This window comes from Streptomyces sp. Mut1 (assembly GCF_030719295.1).
Classification (GTDB): Bacteria; Actinomycetota; Actinomycetes; order Streptomycetales; family Streptomycetaceae; genus Streptomyces; species Streptomyces castrisilvae.
Genome location: NZ_CP120997.1, coordinates 2,797,158 through 2,816,906, shown reverse-complemented (window position 1 = coordinate 2,816,906; position 19,749 = coordinate 2,797,158). Strand labels below are relative to the sequence as shown.

The window sequence follows — 19,749 nt, the reverse complement described above, 5'->3', positions numbered from 1 at the left end:
TCGGCGTCGTACAAACTCAGACGGTCCCGGCGGCCGGCGGCTCCTCGCCCAGCAGGACGCGGCGCACGACGCGCTCGGAGGCGCGGCCGTCGTCGTACGGGCAGAACCGCTCCTTGAACGCCTTGAGCAGCGCCTCGTTCTCCGGGCTGTCCCAGCTGCCGTCGGTGAAGGCCGCCGCCAGCTCCTCGGTGGTCGTGGCCACGGCGCCCGGCGTCTCGCCCGGCTGCCCGGACAGCAGGTCGAAGACGACACCGCGCACCGTGCGGTACGTCTCCCAGTCCGGGGCGTGGACGACGATCGGGCGGCCGAGGTGGGCGTAGTCGAACATCACCGACGAGTAGTCCGTGATCAGCGCGTCCGCCGCCAGGCACAGGTCCTCGACGCGCGGGTACGTGGAGACATCGATGACCGACGCGTTCTCGGGCAGGCCCGCCCCGCCGTAGAAGTAGTGGGCGCGCATGAGGACCACGGTGTCGGGGCCCACCTCCGCGCAGAACTCGTCCAGGTCCAGGCGGTTGGTGAAGCCGGACTCGTAGTCGCGGTGGGTCGGCGCGTACAGCAGGGCGCGCTGCCCGGGGCGGATGCCGAGGTCCTCGCGGATCCTGGCGATCTGCTCCTCGGTCGCCGTCGCGAAGACGTCGTTGCGCGGGTAGCCCGTCTCCAGCGCACGCGCGGCGCTCGGGTAGGCGCGGGACCACACCTCGGTGGAGTGCGGGTTGGCGGAGACGCTCCAGTCCCAGCGGTCGACGCGCTTGAGCAGCCGGTCGAAGTTGAGCCCCTGGGCGGCCGCCGGGTAGTTCTGCTGGTCCATGCCCATGATCTTCAGCGGGGTGCCGTGATGGGTCATCACATGGATCTGGCCGGGGCGCTTGACCAGGTGGTCGGGGAAGTTGACGTTGTTGAAGAAGTACGTGGCGCGGGCCAGCACCGACCAGTAGCGGCGGGTCCCGGGCACCACGTAGTCGATGCCCTTGGGCACCGAGTCCACCTGGTTCTTCGACACCACCCACACTCCGTGGATGTCCGGTGCCAGTTCCTTCGCCTTGCGGTAGATCGCCTCGGGGTTGCAGCTGACGCCGCGGTTCCAGTAGGCGGCGTACACGGCCAGCTTGGGGTCGAGCGGGAGCTTGAGCTGCGCCTTGTAGTAGCGCTTGGTGAACTGCTTCTTCGCCTTCGCCCGCGCGGTGGTGGGCGCGGAGCGCAGGTTGCGGCGGGTGGCGAGCGCGGTGTCCAGGGCGCCGAGCGCGGCGTACTTCCCGCCGCCCATCAGCTGCGGGCGCAGGCCCTTGGCGCCGCCGGGGAACTTGAAGCCGTCCGGGCGGTGGGCGCCGTGGAACGAGGCGACCGCGCTCACGTACTGGCGGCGGCGCCTGGTCACCCCCGGGTAGGCGGACAGCAGCTCCTGGACCGCGCGGTCGAAGAGGAGGCCGCGCACCGGCTTCAGGGCCGGGCGTGCCTCGACGAAGGTCATCAGCGCGTCGTACGCGTCGACGAGCTCCAGCGGCGTCGAGCCGACCGAGGGCTCGGCGTCGTCCACGAGGCCGGGCAGGTGGCGCTGCGTGCGGTGCTCGACGCAGGCCGTGTCCAGGGTGGCGACGGAAGCGGCGACGGCGACGGCCTCCAGCGCGTACATCCGCTCGCCGTGCGGGCCGGGGCCGAAGACCAGGCTCTCGCGCTCGGCGAGGGTGCGGCGCACCGCCCGGTTCCAGGACACCGGGGCGATGTCGAGGAGGTCGTGGCGCTCGGCGAGGGTGAACGGTCCCTCGGGCATCGCGGCCAGCTTCTCCAGCGACCTGGTCGAGCGGGTCTTGCCGCGGAAGGGGCGCTTGCGGTGGCCGAACAGCAGGGCGTCCGGGTCGCCGGTGGCCTCCAGCCGGTCGGCGATGGCCTGGAGCGCGCCGGGCAGGTGGATGTAGTGGCCCTCCAGGAAGAGGAGGTAGTCCCCGGTCGCCCGCTCGGCACCGGCGTTGCGCCGTCCGTGCGCGCCGGCGCCGGGCGCCAGGTGCACGGCCTGTACGCGGCTGTCGCGCGCGGCGAACTCGTCCAGAACCAGGCCGGAGCCGTCCGGAGCACCGTCGTCGACCCCGATGACCTCGATGTCCGCGAACGACTGGGAGAGCACCGACTCCAGGCACTCGCGCAGACTGCCTCGGGCGCGACGGACGGGGATGATGACACTCAGCCGGGGCATACGGACTCTTTCTCGGACTGTGCGTACTGGGAGAGCACACAGCGTACTGGGGGTGCGCTCCGCAGGACGGTCAGGGGGCGGGCAGACGTACGAGGGTCGAAGAGACGGGCGCGTCGGGCCCGGGTGAGTGGTCGACCGCGCGGCTGATAAAGGCCCCACTTATCATACTACCCGGGACAGTAAGTGAACCTTGGGCAATTCGGGGCGCACGGGTGGATGCCGGGCGCCCCGGCCCGTGCGCGGCGGTGCCAACGGCCCGTACGCGGCAGGGCGGGGCGGTCCGTGACTGCCGGACCGCCCCGCCTGCTCGCGTCTGCGCGTGTGTCCCGCCGGTTATTTCACCGCCCCCGCCATCACGCCCGAGACGAACTGGCGCTGGAAGGCGAAGAAGACGGCGAGCGGGATCACCATCGAGATGAAGGCGCCGGGAGCCAGCACGTCGATGTTGTTGCCGAACTGCCGCACCTGCTGCTGGAGCGCCACCGTGATCGGCGGGGACCCGGAGTCCGCGAAGATCAGCGCGACCAGCATGTCGTTCCAGACCCAGAGGAACTGGAAGATCCCGAGCGAGGCGATGGCCGGCCCGCCCAGCGGCATCACGACCCGGGTGAAGAGGCGGATCTCACCCGCCCCGTCCAGCCGCGCCGCCTCCAGCAGTTCCCGGGGGATCTCCGCGAAGAAGTTGCGCAGCAGGAAGATCGCGAAGGGCAGCCCGAAGGCCGTGTGGAACAGGATCACCCCGAGCGTCGTCTCGAAGATCCCGATCTCGCCGAACAGCTTCGACACGGGGATCAGCGCGACCTGCACCGGGACCACCAGCAACCCCACGACCAGCAGGAACCACCAGTCCCGGCCGGGGAAGTCCATCCAGGCGAACGCGTACCCGGCGAGCGAGCCGATCACCACCACCAGGACCGTGGAGGGCACGGTGATCATGATCGTGCTGAACAGCGAGTGGGTGAACGTCGAATTGTCCAGCAGCCGGGAGTAGTTGTCGAAGGTCAGCTCGGACGGGGCGGTGAAGATCTTCCACCAGCCGGTCGACGCGATCCGTTCCGGGCTGCGCAGCGAGGACAGCAGCAGCCCGATGGTCGGCATCAGCCAGAACAGGCCCACCAGGATCAGGAAGACCCGCATCGCGCCGCCGCCCGCACGCGCCGCGATCCGGGCGCCCCGCGACCGCCGGGCCTTCAGCGTGCCGATGTCCGGGGCGCCGTTCGGCCCGCCGGGGGCGGTGGTGGCCGAGGGAGTCGTCATCGGCGCCCCTCCTTCCGTATCCGCCTGATGTTGAAGAGCATCACCGGGATCACCAGCAGCAGCAGGAGTACGGCGATGGCGCTGCCGATCCCCAGGTCCGCGTCCGTGCCGAACGAGGACCGGTAGAGCTGGAGCGCCAGCACGTTCGCGTCGTCCTGGGACGAGCCCGGCGCGATGATGAACACCAGGTCGAAGACCTTCAGCACGTTGATCATCAGCGTGACCAGCACCACCGCGAGGACCGGGCCGAGCATCGGCACGGTGATCCGGCGGAACACCTGCCACTCGTTGGCCCCGTCCACCCGGGCCGCTTCGAGGAGTTCACGTGGCAGACCGGCGAGGCCCGCCGCGATCAGCACCATGGCGAAGCCCGCCCACATCCAGACGTAACTCCCGATGATGCCGGGCGTCACGAGGCTCGGGCCGAGCCATTCCACGCCGTTGTACGGCTCCTTGAAGTTGGACGCCGGGAGCCGGAGTTCGGCGCCGTCCGCGGACGCGGGCAGCGTGAACGTACCGTCGGCGCCAGCCGTGGCCGAGGCGACCACCTTGCCGTCCTTGACGGCCTCCACCTTGATGCCCTTGAGCCCCAGCTCCTTGGCGTCGATGACATTGGGTCTGCCCCCGCCGCCCTTGGTGAAGTCCAGCCACGCGGTGCCGGTGATCTCCCCTTCGTTCCCCGGTCCGGGTGCCCTGGCCGGCTTGGCGTCACCCGGCATCTTCGCCGGAAGGACGCCGACCAGGGGCAGCTGGACCGGCTCTCCCGCCCGTACCGGAGTCTTCGTCACGAAGGCCCCGCCGCCCGCCGCCTTCAGCGGGTGGACGGGCAGCGGATGCGCCTTGGGGAAGCCCGACGACTCGGCGAACGTGTCGTGCACGCCCACCCACACCGCGTTGGCCACCCCGCGCTCCGGCGCCTGGTCGTACACCAGCCGGAAGATGATGCCCGCGGCGAGCATCGAGATCGCCATCGGCATGAAGACGACCAGCTTGAACGCCGTGCCCCAGCGGATGCGTTCGGTGAGGACCGCGAAGATCAGCCCGAGGGCGGTGGCGACGGTCGGGGCGAACACCACCCAGATCGCGTTGTTCTTGACCGCCGTACGGATGGTGTCGTCCGTGAACAGCGCCTTGTAGTTGTCGATGCCGGCGAAGCCCGTACCCGCCTGGTCGAAGAACGACCGGTAGACGGAGTACACGATCGGGTACACCACGAGCGCCCCGAGCAGCACCAGCGCGGGCAGTAGGAAGACCGCCGCGATCACCCTGCGGGTGCCCGTTACGCTCCGTCCGCTCCGCGCGCCGGGGGAGCCGGACGGGGCGGGCCCGGCCTTTCTGGGGGCGGGTACCGAAGTCCCGCCTGGAGGTTGCTTGTCGGCGGGGGGCGCCTCGTCGGCGCCCCCCGCTGCCGCTGTCGTCATGCCGTCAGCTCTTGTACGCCTTGGCCGCCGCCGACTCCAGCGCTGCCTGGGTCCCGGCGATGTCCTTCGGGTTCTTCAGGAAGTCCTGGAGGATCTTCCACTCGCCCTTGCCGGGCGTCCCGCCGAACGACTGCGGAGTCTGGTCGGACATGTCGAACCGGACGGCGTCACCGGCCGCGATCAGCGCCTGGGCCATCGTGCGCTGCACCTCGTTCGGGTACGCGGCCGGGTCCAGGGCCTTGTTCGGCGAGATGAACCCGCCCTGCTCGGCGGCGATCTTCGCGGCCTCGGTGGAGGCCAGCCAGGTCAGCAGCGCCTGGGCGCCCTTGCCGTCCTTCAGCGCGATCGCCGCGTCGCCACCGGTCACCACGGGCGACTCGGCGCCGACCGCGGGGAACGGGAAGACCTTGGCGTCCGTGCCGATCTTCGCCTTCGTCTGCCCGATGTTGACGGCGACGAAGTCGGCCTCGTAGACCATGGCGGCCTTGGGCTGGTCGCCCCCGGTGAAGGTCTGGGTGACCGACGCCGGGAACTCGGTCTGGAGCGCGCCGTCGGCGCCGCCCGCGATCAGGGACGGCTTGCCGAAGAGCTGGGCCAGCGTGGTCAGCGCGTCCTTGACGGACGGGTCCGTCCACTTGATCTTGTGCTGGGCCAGCTGGTCGTACTTCTCCGGGCCCGCCTGGGAGAGGTAGACGTTCTCGAACCAGTCGGTGAGCGTCCAGCCGTCCGCGCCGCCGACCGAGACCGGGGTGATGCCCGACGCGGACACCGTCTCGGCCGTCGCCAGGAAGTCCTTCCAGGTCTTCGGCTCGGACGCGCCCGCGTTCTCGAACACCGCGGTGTTGTACCAGACCAGCGACTTGTTGGCGGCCTTGTAGTAGACGCCGTACTGGGTGCCGTCCACCGCGCCGAGGTCCTGCCAGACCTTCGCGTAGTTCTTGCCGAGCTGGGCCTTCGCCTCGTCACCGAGCGGCTTGGCCCACTTCTTCGCCACGGCCTGCTGGATCGCCCCGACCTGCGGGATCACCGCGACGTCCGGCGGCTGCCCGCCCGCGATCTTCGTACCGAGGAAGTTGACGATCGGGTCCTGCGCCGGGACGAACGTCACCTTTGCGCCGGTCCGCTTCTCGAACTCCTTGAGGACCTTGACGAAGTTGGCCTGTTCGGCACCCGTCCAGACCGCGGCGACAGAGAGCTTCTCGCCGTCCAGTTTCGGTAGAACGACGCTCGGTGTGGAGTCCTTGCCCGTCGTGGAGCCGCCTTCGTCCGTCTTTTTGTCTCCGCCGTCACCGTCGTCGCTGCAACCGGTGAGGGCCAGTGCGCCGATGGCGGCGAACACCACGGCTGCCCTGCGCATCCGAAGGGTTGTGCCCATTCCTGCCCCGTCTCTCTGTGCGCGTGCGCCGTGACCGGCACCGGTCCGGAAAAACCGCGCTGCCGGTCGTGCGTCACGTCGTCGTGTGCGCACAGTCCTACGCCCGGTGACCGGGCGCCGCAATACCGTCTTCGGGGCCAACTCCTTGATCGTGATGGGCTCGTGACGTCCCCTCAGTGCAGGTATCCGGCCATTGGGGGATGAGGGGGGAGTGGGGCTCCGGTGCCGCTCAGGGGTGGCTCCGGCATGACTCGGGTTCCGCTCAGGGCGCGGCCCGTTCCCAGGGGTCGGCCCGGCCTCCCGTACGGGGCCCGCCGGCGTCCCCCGAGGGGGGTACGGGGGTGGCGCGGCCCCGCACGCGGGGTGTAGGGCCTGTCGGACTTCGTGAGGGCGTGCGGGACCTCGGTCCGGGCGTGCGGGACTTCGGGAGGGCGTGCGGGACCTCGGTCGGGCGTGCGGGGCTTCGCGGTGGCCGGGCCCGGTTCCGTCAGACGTGCAGGGGCGTGAGCGGTTCCGCGTTGACCGAGCGGGCCGCCCGCTCCAGCGCGCTGGCGAGCAGCGCCAGGTCCGTCGGCCCGTTGCCCAGCTCCCGGACCGGGCGGCGGGTCGGCGGATCGCCCATCCGCTCCCACTCCAGCGGGACGACCGTCGGCCGCAGCGTCGCCGTACGCGGGATGCGGCCCGTCACCCGGCCGCCCTGGAACGGCGTCACCCGCCCGTCCGGATGCCCGAGCCGGCCCCGGCCCGGCGCCGGCTCGTCCGGCGAGGGCGGCACGGCGGGCGGGTCGAGCACGATGCGCAGCCGCGCCCCGCGGGCCAGCTCGGTGTCCTCCGTACGGTCGGGGCGGGCCGAGGTCGCGACCAGGTGGATGCCCAGCCGGCCGCCGTCCCTGGCCACCGCCTCCAGCGCCCGCACGACCGAACCGGCGGCGGGCCGCCCCGGGCTGCCGAGCGCCGGGGCTATGAGCGCGTCGAAGTCGTCCACGAGCACCACCAGCCGGGGCAGCGGCGACGGCCCCGGGTCCACGGTCCGGCCGGCCGCCGGGCGCAGCCGCAGGGTGCCGCTCAGCGGCGCCTCGATATCGCCCCGCTGCTCGGACGCGCCGGGGGAGCGCGGGCCGGCCGCGCGCCGGTCCGCCTCCTGGGCCGACGCCGACTTCTGTGCCGGAACGGGCGCGGACATCCGCCCCGCCTCGTGCCGGCTGTGCCACTCGGCGAAGTCCAGCCCGCCCAGGAGCTCGGCGCGCCGCTTCACCTCACCGCCCAGCGCCTGCGCGAACTCCCGCATCCTGACCGGGTCGGAGGCCACCAGGTGCGTGAACGCGTGCGGCAGCTCGGTGCAGGGGCGCAGGCTCTCGCCGCGCTCGCCGCCCGCCCCGTCGACCAGCACGATGCCCAGCCGGTCCGGCCGGGCGGCGGCCGCCAGCGACGCGGCGACGGCCCGCAGCAGTTCCGTACGCCCGCTGCCGCCGGGGCCCTCGATGAGCAGGTGCGGCCCCTCGTCGGCGAGATCCACACTCACCGGACCCCGCGGCCCGGCCCCGAGCACGACGACCGGCCGCCCGGCGTAGACGGCGGGGCGGGGGACGGGGGCGCCGGAGGACGTGCCGGTGCCCGTCCGTGTCCTCGGGGTCCTCGGGTCCGGCTCGGCGGCGCTCGGATACGGGGTGCGGCCGGAGCCGCCCGTGGTGGGGCCCGGATACCGGGAACGCCCCGAACCCGGGGAGTCCAGGGACTCCGGAGACGTCCGCTGGGCGCCCACCCGCGGCGCCGCCGGACGGGCCTCGTCGCCCGCTCCGCGCACCGTCGCCCCCGGCTGGTCGTCCGCCGTGGACGCCCAGCGGGCCATCAGGGACGCCGGGGTGGCACGGGCGAGGCCCAGCTCGTCGAGGAGGCGCGTGGACGGCGGGAGCGCCACGGGCGCCTGGCGGCCCGGCAGCGCGGCCGAGCCCTCCGCGCGCAGCGGGGCCAGCGCCCGGCCGAACCGCTGCGCCCAGTGCGCCGACACCGCGTCCACCGCCGCGACCGTGCCGTGCCCGGCCGCGCGTCCGCCCGCCGTGCGCAGCAGCCGCAGCGCCGTCGCCACGTCGCCGCTCAGCATCCCCACCGCCCCGCACTCGCGGAAGGCGATCGACGCGTGGCACGCCGCCTCGTACGTCGCGGCGACCGGCGAGGTGGGCGTGGCGGCCGGGGTCCGGGCCAGACAGATCAGATGGATGCCCGCCGCAGCGCCGGCCGCGGCCAGCCGTGCCGTGTTCTCCCGGAGCACCGCCGAGCCCGGGTCGCCGTCCACGATCACCACGGTGAACGGGCCCTCGTACCGCGCGACCGCCTCGGCGACCGTCGCCGGATCCAGGCTCGCCCAGCCGGGGCCGAGCGGCCCGTCGTCCAGCCGCCGCACCAGCTCGGCCGTCCTGGCGAGGGCCTGGTCGCGGTCGTACGCCAGCAGCAGCCGGCAGTCCTGGCCGTGCATCGGCCGCAGATGGGGCAGCCAGCCCAGCCAGGCCCACTCGCGGCGCCGCTCCTCGACGGTGCGCGACCGGTCCGTGCTGATCAGCACGATCTCCAGATCCGTGGGGGAGTGCAGTGCGGCCAGCTGCGCCACGGCGGACCTGGCGAGCCCCGACAGCCGCTCCGGGGGACCGGCGAGCCCCAGCGAACCGGCCTCCCGCAGCCCGACGGTCACCGGCACGGCGGGCAGGTCGGCCCGGTCGGTCGTGCCCAGCCGGACCACCAGCGCCTCCGGGTGCGCGGGGTCGCGCTCCCAGAGCCGGGGGCCCGGCCCGAGGGCGGTCAGCAGGATGGCCGCCGGATCGGGCCAGGTGCACTCCGGGGCGGTGGGCAGCGAGGTGAACGTGGCGTCGGGGGCGGGCGGGGCGGGCGCCTCGGGGGCGCTCGCGGGGACGGGCTCGGATCTGCCGCCCTTGAACCGGCGGGCCCAGGCGCCTATGCCGCCGCGCCGGGGCATCTCCTGCTCCGGGAAGCGGCCGGGGTGCCCGTCCGCCGAGCCCGGCCGGGCCCCGGTCCCGTCGTCGGCTTCGGGGCGGTCGTGGCCGGCCGGCCGGCCCTCGGGGCCGCTGCCGGGGGCGGCGGGGGCGTCCGGGCCGTCGTACGCGGGGTCGGGGACGGGCTCGGCCGGGGCCTTGGCCACCCGCAGGTGGCCCTCGCCGTCCGGGGTCGTCCGCAGCGTCGGCGTACGCGCGCCCGACGCGAGCCTGAGCGTCGATTCGCCGAGGCGCAGCAGCGCGCCGGGCTTCAGCCGGACCGGGCGGTCGCGGACCTCCGCCCCGTCCAGCGAGGTGCCGTTGGTGGAGCCCAGGTCGGCCACCGTGACCCGGCCGTCGTCCGCGACGGTGACCTCGCAGTGCAGCCGGGACACATCGGGGTCGTCCAGCGGGACGTCGGCCTCGGCCGAGCGGCCGATCCGTATCGTGCCGCCGTGCAGCAGGTGGACCCCGCCCGCGTCCGGTCCGGCGATCACCCGCAGCTGGGCGGGGACGGGATCGTCCGCCGTCTCGCCCTCGCCGGGCGCCTGGAGCGAGAGCACCGCCCCGTCCACCAGGGGCGGTTCACCGAGGGCGCACCGCTGGGCGTCCAGCCGCTCCCGTCCGGCGAAGAGCACCACGGCGCCGCTGCCGAGGGACCCGTCGGGACCGGCGACGGCCATCGCCAGGCCGGACGCGACGGCGGCCAGGGCCGTCCCCGCGGGGGCGGTGACCAGCACATCGCAGGCGCGCGCCGGGGTCTGGCCGCTGGGCGGCGCGAGGACGGTCAGCCGGATCTGCATCGCCGTCAGCGGTCCCTTCTGCGCGTGGTGCCCGGCAGGGGGAACGCCCTGTGATTCCCCCCACCCGGCACGGACGCGTCGTCCGGTACAGGTTCGTCACGCACCGCGGGGCTCCCGACCCACAGTCGTGCTGGAGGCATCCTCGCACCTGCCACTGACAACACGCCCGGCGGTGACCAGTAAGTGATCTTGAAAGGTCTGCTGTGGCCCCAAAAGTGCCGCATGACCGGTTCTCCCGGCCCCGCCCGGACCCCGCCCGGCAACCTTCCCGTCCGCGCGGACGTCTTCCTCCGCGATCGGGGCCACAGGCGCGGTACTCCGTACAGGACCTAGAGTGGGCCGGAAACTCCGGAGGGACATCCGGGGACCGCGAGCACCGACGAGAACCATCAACCACCATGACCAGCAGGGAGCGCATGACGTGCGGCCGGTAGGCAGCAAGTACCTGCTTGAGGAGCCGCTCGGACGCGGCGCCACGGGCACCGTCTGGCGTGCCCGCCAGCGCGAGGAGGCGGGCGCCGAGGCGGCCGTGACCGGCCGGCCCGGCGAGACCGTGGCGATCAAGGTCCTCAAGGAGGAGCTGGCCAACGACGCGGACGTCGTGATGCGGTTCCTGCGGGAGCGCTCCGTCCTGTTGCGGCTGACCCACCCCAACATCGTGCGCACCCGCGACCTCGTCGTCGAGGGCGACCTCCTCGCCCTCGTGATGGACCTGATCGACGGCCCCGACCTGCACCGCTACCTCCGCGACAACGGCCCGCTCACCCCGGTCGCCGCCTCCCTGCTCACCGCGCAGATCGCCGACGCGCTCGCCGCCAGCCACGCCGACGGCGTCGTCCACCGCGACCTGAAGCCCGCCAACGTGCTGCTGGCCGACCCCGACGGCGAGATGCACCCGATGCTCACCGACTTCGGCATCGCGCGCCTCGCCGACTCCCCGGGCCTGACCAGGACCCACGAGTTCGTCGGCACCCCGGCGTACGTGGCGCCGGAGTCGGCCGAGGGCCGCCCGCAGACCTCCGCCGTCGACATCTACGGCGCCGGCATCCTGCTGTACGAGCTGCTCACCGGCCGCCCGCCGTTCGCCGGCGGCACCGCGCTCGAAGTCCTGCAACGGCACCTCAGCGAGGAGCCCCGCCGCCCCAGCACCGTCCCGGCACCGCTGTGGACGGTCATCGAGCGCTGCCTGAGCAAGGACCCGGACCGCAGGCCGAGCGCCGAGAGCCTGGCCCGCGGCCTGCGTACGGTCGCCGCCGGCATCGGGGTCCACGCGAACGCCGCGCAGATCGCGGCCGCCGACGGCGTCGGGGCCCTCCTCGCGCCCGACCCGGCGCCCACCGCGGTCCCGGAGGTCCCCGGAGCCGCCGACCCGACGCAGGTGCTGCCGAGCAACGCGGGCTCGTACGACCCGGGCGCGCCCACCAGCGTGCTGCCGCACAGCGGCGGTCCCGGCGCCGGTTCCCAGGCCGACCCGACCGCCGTGCTGCCGCCCGTGCCGCCGAACGACGGCGTCCCGCCCTCCGACGAGCCGCACCCCTGGCAGTCCCAGCTCCAGGCCGCCCGGGACCGCAACGAGCAGACGCAGGTCCAGTACCTCGACCCGAGCCAGGACCCGCTGCGCCGCCGCCCGCAGCGCCAGCAGCAGCCGCCGCAGCAGCAGCCGCAGCGCGGCCGGCAGCAGTACCCCCAGCAACAGCAGCAGCAGCCGCAGCAGCAGTACCCCCAGCGCCGGCAGCAGCAGTACCCGCCGCAGCAACAACAACAGCAGCAGTACAGGCCCCAGCCCCAGCAGCAGTACCAGCCGCAGCAACAGCAGTACCAGCCGCAGCCGCAGCAACAGCCGTACGCGCCGCCGCAGCAGCCCCAGCAGCCCGCGCAGCGCCCGCCCCGCGAGCCGAGGCAGCGCAGCGCCAACCCGATGAAGATCCCCGGGCTCGGCTGCCTCAAGGGCTGCCTGTTCACGCTCGTCCTGCTCGTCGTGGCGAGCTGGCTGATCTGGGAACTCACCCCGCTCAAGGACTGGATCGGCGAGGGCCAGAGCTACTGGCACGCGATCACCGACGCCGTCTCCACGGTGAAGGACTGGATCTCCGACCTGGGCGGCGGAGCCTGACCGCGCCGCCACCGGCCGGCCGGAGAACCCCGGCCGGCCGCACAACTCTGTAGCTATATCGACTTCCGCGGACCAATTCCGAGGCAATTCGCCCGCAGAAGTGAAGGTTGGCGCCAACCAGGGCGCACAGGCCCCCGATCGCCGCGTAACTTTGTCGACCGGGGGTTGTTGAGCGAGGGTCCATCGCCAGCCGCTGAGGGAGCAGTCTTGGCACGGAAAATCGGCAGCCGGTACACCGCCCACCAGATACTGGGGCGCGGCAGCGCCGGCACGGTGTGGCTCGGGGACGGCCCCGAGGGGCCCGTGGCCATCAAACTGCTCCGCGAGGACCTCGCGTCCGACCAGGAGCTCGTCGGCCGCTTCGTCCAGGAGCGCACCGCGCTGCTCGGGCTCGGCCATCCGCATGTCGTCGCCGTCCGCGACCTCGTGGTCGACGGCAACGACCTCGCCCTGGTCATGGACCTGGTCCGGGGCACCGATCTGCGCACCCGGCTCGACCGCGAACGCCGGCTGGCCCCCGAGGCCGCCGTCGCCATCGTCGCGGACGTCGCCGACGGTCTCGCCGCCGCGCACGCCGCGGGCATCGTCCACCGCGACGTCAAGCCCGAGAACATCCTGCTCGACATGGAGGGCCCGCTCGGCCCCGGCAACGCCCACCCCGCGCTGCTCACCGACTTCGGCGTCGCCAAGCTCATCGACACCCCGCGCCGCACCAAGACCACCAAGATCATCGGCACCCCGGACTACCTGGCGCCCGAGATCGTCGAGGGCCTGCCGCCGCGCGCCGCCGTCGACATCTACGCGCTGGCCACCGTCCTCTACGAACTCCTCGCGGGCTTCACGCCGTTCGGCGGCGGCCACCCCGGAGCCGTCCTGCGCCGCCATGTCACCGAGACCGTCGTCCCGCTCCCCGGCATCCCCGACGAGCTGTGGCAGCTGCTCGTCCAGTGCCTGGCCAAGGCCCCGGCCTCCCGGCTGCGCGCCTCCGAGCTGGCCGCCCGCCTCCGGGAGCAGCTGCCGCACCTGGCCGGCATCCCGCCGCTGGAGGTGGACGAGCCGGACGACGAGCCGGAGGCCCCGCAGGGCTACGACGAGCAGCAGTACACCCCGGCCGGCGACGAGCCCCGCAGGCGCGGAGCCGTACCGCTGGTCCCCGGCTCCTCCCCGGACTCCAACCGGGACACCCACACGAGCATGCGCGTCCCGGCCCCCGACGAGCTGTCCGGCGGCCCCCGGGGCACCGCCCGCGCCCCGCGCGCCCCCGGCCGGCCCCGCCCCGGCTCGGCCCGCAACAGGTCCGCCGCCATCCGCAAGCGCCGCCTCACCCTGGGCGCGGCCGCGCTCCTCCTGGTGGCCGGGATCGGGGTGGGCGGCTGGTTCGCGCTGAGCGGCGACGACTCCGGCGAGGGCCCGCAGGACACCAGGAACTCCGCCCCCGCGGCCCCCTGAGGGCGGCCCGGCCCGCCGCGCCGGGACGGCCCGGCGGGCGGTGATCGGGCGGCCCGAGGAACGTACGCGCCGACAGCCGTTACGCTGGACCCGTGGCAGTCGTCGATATTTCCGAAGAGCTGAAGTCCCTCTCCTCGACCATGGGGTCGATCGAGGCCGTCCTTGACCTGGATGCGCTGAGGGGGGACATCGCCGTGCTCGAGGAGCAGGCGGCCGCCCCGTCCCTGTGGGACGACCCGGAGGCGGCGCAGAAGATCACCAGCAAGCTTTCGCACCTCCAGGCCGAGGTCCGCAAGGCCGAGGCCCTGCGCGGCCGGATCGACGACCTCGAAGTCCTCTTCGAGCTCGCCGAGGACGAGGGCGACGCGGACGCGCGGGCCGAGGCCGAGACCGAGCTCGAAGCCGTCCGCAAGGCGCTGGACGAGATGGAGGTCCGCACCCTGCTGTCCGGCGAGTACGACGCCCGCGAGGCGCTCGTCACCATCCGGGCCGAGGCCGGGGGCGTCGACGCGGCGGACTTCGCCGAGCGGCTCCAGCGGATGTACCTGCGCTGGGCCGAGCGGCACAACTACAAGACCGAGGTCTACGAGACGGCGTACGCCGAGGAGGCCGGCATCAAGTCGACCACCTTCGCCGTCGAGGTCCCGTACGCCTACGGCACGCTCTCCGTGGAGCAGGGCACCCACCGCCTCGTCCGTGTCTCCCCGTTCGACAACCAGGGCCGCCGCCAGACCTCCTTCGCGGGTGTCGAGGTGCTGCCCGTGGTCGAGCAGACGGACCACGTCGAGATCGACGAGTCCGACCTGCGGGTCGACGTCTACCGTTCCTCCGGCCCCGGCGGCCAGGGCGTCAACACCACGGACTCCGCGGTGCGCCTGACCCACCTGCCGACCGGCATCGTCGTCTCCTGCCAGAACGAGCGCTCGCAGATCCAGAACAAGGCGTCCGCGATGAACGTCCTCCAGGCGAAGCTCCTTGAGCGCCGCCGCCAGGAGGAGCAGGCCCGGATGAACGCCCTCAAGGGCGACGGCGGCAACTCCTGGGGCAACCAGATGCGTTCCTACGTCCTGCACCCGTACCAGATGGTCAAGGACCTGCGTACGGAGTTCGAGATGGGCAACCCGGAAGCGGTCTTCAACGGCGAGATCGACGGCTTCATCGAGGCCGGTATCCGCTGGCGCAAGCAGAGCGAGAAGTAGCCGGCAGGCGGCGGCCCGCGGGCCGGAATGCGGAGAAGGTGTGGCGGGTGCGTCACAGTCGTGGCCCTGAAACGCCGTCAACTCCCCCTGAAACCGGCCATACTGCCCCGGAACCGCCTTGACGTTCTCCTTAACTCTGGCAAGGGTGCTGGGGCAGCGTGTGTATGTCTGGACGGTTGTGAGCGGGGGCGGGCGGCATGGCCACAGCACCACGTGAGCCGGCGCTCGGAGCGAACCCTGCCGGAGAACCACCCCGTATACCGCTGCTCCACTGACGAGAACGGCTACTGGGGGTAGCAGTACATGACGAAGAAGACGCGCGTACGCGTCGCGCGCATCGCGGCGGGCGCGGTCATCGCCGCGGGTGCCTCGCTGACCGCCGCGGGCGCGGCGCAGGCCGTCGGCATCAATGTCGCGGGGGTGCAGATCGGCGCCGGAACGTCGGCCGACGACCCGGGTGACGACGACGGCGAGCCGTGCAGCCCGGTCGACCCGCGGTGCGAGCCGACGGACCCGCCGACCGATCCCACGGACCCGCCGACGGACCCGACGGACCCGCCGACCGACCCGACGGACCCGCCCACGGACCCGACCGACCCGCCGACCGATCCCACGGACCCGCCGACGGGCCCGACGGATCCCACGGACCCGCCGACCGACCCGACGGACCCCACCCCGGACCCGACGGACCCGACGACGGACCCGACCGACCCCTCGGACCCGACCACCGACCCGACCGACCCCGGTGACGGCAGCGCCACCGCCGGTCAGACCGGTTCGACCGGTGGCGGCGGCAACACCGACACCGACTCGGTCGGCAACCAGCCGGTCGAGCAGGGCAAGGGCAAGGACGAGCTCGCCGAGACCGGCGCCGCCGAGACCACGTTCCTGCTGGTCGGCGCCGCGACGATGATCGCCGGAGGCATCGGCTTCCGCATCCTGCCGCGCCTGGTGAACAGCCGCACGGCCGCCTGAGGGTGCTGACGCACAGCTACGAGAGGGGCCCGGACCGCGATCGGCGGTCCGGGCCCCTCCTGTGTGAGCCGGTGGCAGGTGTCGGTCTACACGGTCTGGTGGGCCAGCAGGGCCAGGGCGCCCAGGAGCACCACCATCAGGACGGCCAGCGTCGCGGGGCTGATTCCGGCGAAGAGCCCCTGTCCCTGCTCCCGCATCCGTTCGCGGCTCGCCCGGCACACGGGGCATCGGCCCTCGTTCACCGGCGCCGCGCAGTTCGCGCACACCAGTCGGTCATAGGTCATGCGCTTTCCTCCTCCCGCGCGGCGGAGCCGCACAAGCAATCCCTCCGCACAACGCTCACGGAAACGCAACCGTTCCCCTACCACTGTGCCAGCTCGCCGGGCTTTCGGCCCGTCCCGGCGGATTCGCCCCCGCCTCTTCCCCGCCGCATCGCCCGGGAATCGGGGCTGTTTCACCGTAAATCACCCATCCCGGTATACGTGCCTGCACGCCAGAGCCCGGTTCGCGTATGGTCACGCTCACCTACTCCCGGCCGACCGTGGTGCATCCGTGATCCGATTCGACAACGTGTCCAAGACCTACCCGAGGCAGAGCCGTCCCGCTCTACGGGATGTGTCTCTCGATATCGAGAAGGGCGAGTTCGTCTTCCTGGTGGGCTCTTCCGGCTCCGGCAAGTCCACCTTCATGCGACTCATCCTGCGTGAGGAACGCGCCAGCACGGGGGCCGTCCACGTCCTCGGCAAGGACCTCGCGCGCATGTCCAACTGGAAGGTGCCGCACATGCGCCGCCAGCTGGGCACCGTCTTCCAGGACTTCCGGCTGCTGCCGAACAAGACCGTCGCCCAGAACGTGGCGTTCGCCCAGGAAGTGATCGGCAAGCCGCGCGGCGAGATCCGCAAGGCGGTGCCGCAGGTCCTCGACCTCGTCGGACTCGGCGGCAAGGAGGACCGGATGCCCGGCGAGCTCTCCGGTGGTGAGCAGCAGCGCGTGGCGATCGCGCGGGCCTTCGTCAACCGGCCCATGCTGCTGATCGCGGACGAGCCGACCGGAAACCTCGACCCGCAGACCTCCGTCGGCATCATGAAGCTGCTGGACCGGATCAACCGGACCGGCACCACCGTGATCATGGCGACGCACGACCAGAACATCGTCGACCAGATGCGCAAACGCGTCATCGAGCTCGAAAAGGGCCGTCTCGTACGCGACCAGGCGCGCGGCGTCTACGGCTACCAGCACTGAGCACCCAGCACTGAAAGGACGCCATGCGCGCCCAGTTCGTCCTGTCGGAGATCGGCGTCGGCCTCCGTCGCAACCTCACGATGACCTTCGCCGTCGTCGTCTCCGTCGCCCTCTCGCTCGCCCTGTTCGGTGGCGCGCTGCTCATGCGCGAGCAGGTCAGCACGATGAAGGACTACTGGTACGACAAGGTCAACGTCTCCATCTACCTCTGCGGCAAGGGCGACGCGGAGACGGTGGTCCAGTGCGCCAAGGGTGCGGTCACCAAGCAGCAGAAGGACGAGATCCAGGCCGATCTCGGAAAGATGGACGTCGTCGAGAAGGTGCTCTACGAGTCCTCTGACGAGGCGTACAAGCACTACCAGGAGGAGTTCGGCGACTCCCCGATGGCCGGCAACATCACGCCGGACCAGATGCCGGAGTCCTTCCGCGTCAAACTGCACGACCCGACCAAGTACAAGGTGGTCGCCACCGCCTTCGCCGGCCGGGACGGGGTGCAGTCGGTCCAGGACCAGAGAAGCATCCTGGACAACCTCTTCGGCCTGATGAACGGCATGAACGTCGCCGCGCTGTTCGTGATGGCGCTGATGCTCGTCATCGCGCTGATGCTGATCGTGAACACCGTCCGTGTCTCCGCGTTCAGCCGGCGCCGGGAGACGGGCATCATGCGGCTCGTCGGCGCGTCCGGCTTCTACATCCAGGCGCCGTTCATCATGGAGGCGGCCTTCGCCGGTCTGATCGGCGGTGTGCTGGCCTGCGTGATGCTGCTGGCCGGGCGCTACTTCCTGATCGACGGCGGACTCGCCCTCCAGGACAAGCTGAATCTGATCGACTTCATCGGCTGGGACGCGGTCCTCACCAAGCTGCCCCTGGTGCTGGCGATCGGCCTTCTGATGCCCGCCGTTGCCGCTCTCTTCGCGCTGCGCAAGTACCTGAAGGTGTGATGTGCGCCCCGTGAGGCGCGTGGCCAACGCACCATGCGCCCCCTGGACGTTGTCCTAGAATCGGCGCCATGTCGGACCCCGAGTGTCGCGTCGGGCCCCGCGGTCTGCGCCGCGGGGCGGCCCTGACGTTGGTCTTCGCGAGCGTCCTCGCCGCCGGAGCCGCGACCGGTGCGCTGCCCCACGGGGAGAAACCGGAACCCCCGGTGCACGCCCGTTCCGTGGCCGCCACCGCCGACCGCGACGCGGTGGCCGAGGCCGCCGCGGAGGCGGTCGCCGACGGCAAGTCCGGTACGGAGGCGGCCGAGGAGGCCGTCAGCCGGAGCGGCGACCGCTGGGGCGCCGTCTACGACGAGCGGGAGTACCAGGAGTTCGAGCAGGCCCTCGACGGCACGTACACCGGGGTCGGGCTCGCCGCCAGGCGCTCGGCGGACGGGCAGGTCTCCGTCTCCCGCGTCCAGCCGGGCAGCCCGGCCGACCGGGCGGGCATCCGCGCGGGCGACCTGCTCCGCACGATCGACGGCCGCCGCGTCGACCGCCTGCCGGTCTCCGACGTGGTGGCCCTGCTGCGCGGCGACGCCACATCGGCCGAGGTAGGGAGCACGGTCAGCCTGGGCGTCCGGCGCGGGACCGTCAGCAGGACCGAGACGCTGCGCCGGGCCCGTCTCGCCGTCGAGGCGGTGACCGTGCGGCGGATCGGGGGTTCCGGTTCCGCCGGGGCCGTGCTGATCGAGGTCGGCTCGTTCACCAAGGGCTCGGGTACGGCGGTGCGCGACGCGGTCCGGCAGGCGCCGGCGGGCGCCGGGGTGCTGCTGGACCTGCGCGGCAACCCGGGCGGGCTCGTCACGGAGGCGGTCACCGCGGCCTCCGCGTTCCTGGACGGCGGCCTGGTCGCCACGTACGACGTGCACGGTGAGCAGCACGCCCTGTACGCGGGGGCGGGCGGGGACACCGAGCGCCCGGTCGTCGTCCTCGTCGACGGCGGCACCATGAGCGCGGCGGAGCTGGTGACGGGTGCCCTCCAGGACCGGGGCCGCGCGGTCACGGTCGGCTCGCGCACCTTCGGCAAGGGTTCCGTCCAGATGCCGAGCGAGCTGGCGGGCGGTTCGGTGGCCGAGCTGACTGTGGGCCACTACCGCACACCGGCCGGGCGCGGGGTCGACGGGAAGGGCATCACACCGGACCTCGCGGTCAGCTCGCGGGCCCAGGAGCGGGCCGAGACGGTATTGAGTGGCCTCGGGGGTGGGTCGTAGTGCGAAAATGGCCGCACTATGGCTAAGGAAAAGGACACCGGGCGCAAGCTCATCGCGCAGAACAAGAAGGCGCGCCACGACTACACCATCCTCGACACCTACGAGTGCGGCCTCGTGCTCATGGGCACCGAGGTCAAATCGCTGCGCATGGGCCGCGCGTCCCTGGTCGACGGGTTCGTCCAGATCGACGGCGGCGAGGCGTGGCTGCACAACATCCACGTCCCGGAGTACGTCCAGGGCACCTGGACCAACCACTCCGCCAAGCGCAAGCGCAAGCTGCTGATGCACCGCGCCGAGATCGACAAGCTGGAGTCGAAGTCGCAGGAGACCGGGCACACGATCGTGCCGCTCGCCCTGTACTTCCTGAACGGCCGGGTCAAGGTCGAGATCGCGCTCGCGAAGGGCAAGAAGGAGTACGACAAGCGCCAGACGCTGCGCGAGAAGCAGGACACCAGGGAGACGAACCGCGCCATCTCGGCGGCCCGCCGCCGTCAGCGGAGCGCCTGAGAGGGTCCCGGCACCGGCCGCCGGCCGGTCCGGCAGGAATAC

General features: G+C 72.5%; 14 protein-coding genes. 8 read left to right on the top strand and 6 right to left on the bottom strand.

The features are described from left to right. Positions 1 to 16: 16 nt before the first annotated feature. The 5 genes from P8A18_RS12000 to P8A18_RS11980 form a co-directional block, all read right to left on the bottom strand. On the bottom strand, positions 17 to 2,191 hold the full coding sequence (locus tag P8A18_RS12000) for a bifunctional glycosyltransferase/CDP-glycerol:glycerophosphate glycerophosphotransferase (protein ID WP_306054051.1): 2,175 nt from the start codon (positions 2,189 to 2,191) through the stop codon (positions 17 to 19). 333 nt (positions 2,192 to 2,524) lie between these two features. Continuing rightward, entirely contained in the window at positions 2,525 to 3,448 is a 924-nt protein-coding gene (locus tag P8A18_RS11995) for a carbohydrate ABC transporter permease (protein WP_306054049.1), read from the bottom strand. Further along, a complete protein-coding gene (locus tag P8A18_RS11990) occupies positions 3,445 to 4,869 on the bottom strand; it encodes a carbohydrate ABC transporter permease (protein ID WP_306054047.1) in 1,425 nt (474 codons plus the stop codon). Before P8A18_RS11990 ends, P8A18_RS11995 begins: the two co-directional genes overlap by 4 nt. Positions 4,870 to 4,873: 4 nt before the next feature. Then, positions 4,874 to 6,244 carry an ABC transporter substrate-binding protein gene (locus P8A18_RS11985; protein ID WP_306054046.1) on the bottom strand — a complete coding sequence of 457 codons (1,371 nt, stop codon included), beginning with the start codon at positions 6,242 to 6,244 and terminating at the stop codon, positions 4,874 to 4,876. 487 nt (positions 6,245 to 6,731) lie between these two features. Next, positions 6,732 to 10,031, bottom strand: coding sequence for an FHA domain-containing protein (locus tag P8A18_RS11980; protein ID WP_306054044.1), 3,300 nt, complete (start codon positions 10,029 to 10,031; stop codon positions 6,732 to 6,734). Between the two features lie 421 nt (positions 10,032 to 10,452). Here P8A18_RS11980 and P8A18_RS11975 point away from each other — a divergent pair, with 421 nt between their 5' ends. The 4 genes from P8A18_RS11975 to P8A18_RS11960 all read left to right on the top strand — a co-directional run bounded on the left by P8A18_RS11975 (position 10,453) and on the right by P8A18_RS11960 (position 15,767). Next, positions 10,453 to 12,144: a serine/threonine-protein kinase gene (locus tag P8A18_RS11975; RefSeq protein WP_306054042.1), complete on the top strand. Its 1,692-nt coding sequence runs from the start codon at positions 10,453 to 10,455 to the stop codon at positions 12,142 to 12,144. 207 nt (positions 12,145 to 12,351) lie between these two features. Beyond that, a complete protein-coding gene (locus P8A18_RS11970; protein ID WP_306054040.1) occupies positions 12,352 to 13,593 on the top strand; it encodes a serine/threonine-protein kinase in 1,242 nt (413 codons plus the stop codon). A gap of 92 nt (positions 13,594 to 13,685) precedes the next feature. Further along, the gene (prfB, locus tag P8A18_RS11965; RefSeq protein ID WP_306054038.1) at positions 13,686 to 14,792 is read left to right on the top strand and encodes a peptide chain release factor 2; all 1,107 of its coding nucleotides are present in this window, start codon (positions 13,686 to 13,688) and stop codon (positions 14,790 to 14,792) included. A gap of 303 nt (positions 14,793 to 15,095) precedes the next feature. Further along, positions 15,096 to 15,767 (top strand): LPXTG cell wall anchor domain-containing protein, encoded by a 672-nt coding sequence (locus P8A18_RS11960; protein WP_306054036.1) that lies wholly within the window; start codon positions 15,096 to 15,098, stop codon positions 15,765 to 15,767. 86 nt (positions 15,768 to 15,853) lie between these two features. On the opposite strand, the gene P8A18_RS11955 is transcribed toward P8A18_RS11960, so the two are convergent. Then, positions 15,854 to 16,051: a hypothetical protein gene (locus P8A18_RS11955; RefSeq protein ID WP_306054034.1), complete on the bottom strand. Its 198-nt coding sequence runs from the start codon at positions 16,049 to 16,051 to the stop codon at positions 15,854 to 15,856. 268 nt (positions 16,052 to 16,319) lie between these two features. Here P8A18_RS11955 and ftsE point away from each other — a divergent pair, with 268 nt between their 5' ends. From ftsE to smpB, 4 genes are all read left to right on the top strand, one after another. Continuing rightward, positions 16,320 to 17,009 carry a cell division ATP-binding protein FtsE gene (gene ftsE / locus P8A18_RS11950; RefSeq protein ID WP_018555946.1) on the top strand — a complete coding sequence of 230 codons (690 nt, stop codon included), beginning with the start codon at positions 16,320 to 16,322 and terminating at the stop codon, positions 17,007 to 17,009. A gap of 23 nt (positions 17,010 to 17,032) precedes the next feature. Continuing rightward, a complete protein-coding gene (ftsX, locus tag P8A18_RS11945) occupies positions 17,033 to 17,950 on the top strand; it encodes a permease-like cell division protein FtsX (RefSeq protein WP_306054030.1) in 918 nt (305 codons plus the stop codon). A gap of 68 nt (positions 17,951 to 18,018) precedes the next feature. Continuing rightward, a complete protein-coding gene (locus tag P8A18_RS11940) occupies positions 18,019 to 19,200 on the top strand; it encodes a S41 family peptidase (protein WP_306054028.1) in 1,182 nt (393 codons plus the stop codon). Positions 19,201 to 19,218: 18 nt separating this feature from the next. After that, positions 19,219 to 19,707 carry an SsrA-binding protein SmpB gene (gene smpB / locus P8A18_RS11935; protein ID WP_306054026.1) on the top strand — a complete coding sequence of 163 codons (489 nt, stop codon included), beginning with the start codon at positions 19,219 to 19,221 and terminating at the stop codon, positions 19,705 to 19,707. The last annotated feature ends 42 nt before the right edge of the window (positions 19,708 to 19,749 follow it).

Coding starts and splice junctions, on each gene's coding strand:
- P8A18_RS11990 (WP_306054047.1), bottom strand. CDS start 4,869: ATGACGACAGCGGCAGCGGGGGGCGCCGACGAGGCGCCCCCCGCCGAC.
- P8A18_RS11980 (WP_306054044.1), bottom strand. CDS start 10,031: ATGCAGATCCGGCTGACCGTCCTCGCGCCGCCCAGCGGCCAGACCCCG.
- P8A18_RS11955 (WP_306054034.1), bottom strand. CDS start 16,051: ATGACCTATGACCGACTGGTGTGCGCGAACTGCGCGGCGCCGGTGAAC.
- P8A18_RS11995 (WP_306054049.1), bottom strand. CDS start 3,448: ATGACGACTCCCTCGGCCACCACCGCCCCCGGCGGGCCGAACGGCGCC.
- smpB (WP_306054026.1), top strand. CDS start 19,219: ATGGCTAAGGAAAAGGACACCGGGCGCAAGCTCATCGCGCAGAACAAG.
- P8A18_RS11985 (WP_306054046.1), bottom strand. CDS start 6,244: ATGGGCACAACCCTTCGGATGCGCAGGGCAGCCGTGGTGTTCGCCGCC.
- P8A18_RS11940 (WP_306054028.1), top strand. CDS start 18,019: ATGTCGGACCCCGAGTGTCGCGTCGGGCCCCGCGGTCTGCGCCGCGGG.
- ftsX (WP_306054030.1), top strand. CDS start 17,033: ATGCGCGCCCAGTTCGTCCTGTCGGAGATCGGCGTCGGCCTCCGTCGC.
- P8A18_RS12000 (WP_306054051.1), bottom strand. CDS start 2,191: ATGCCCCGGCTGAGTGTCATCATCCCCGTCCGTCGCGCCCGAGGCAGT.
- P8A18_RS11960 (WP_306054036.1), top strand. CDS start 15,096: ATGACGAAGAAGACGCGCGTACGCGTCGCGCGCATCGCGGCGGGCGCG.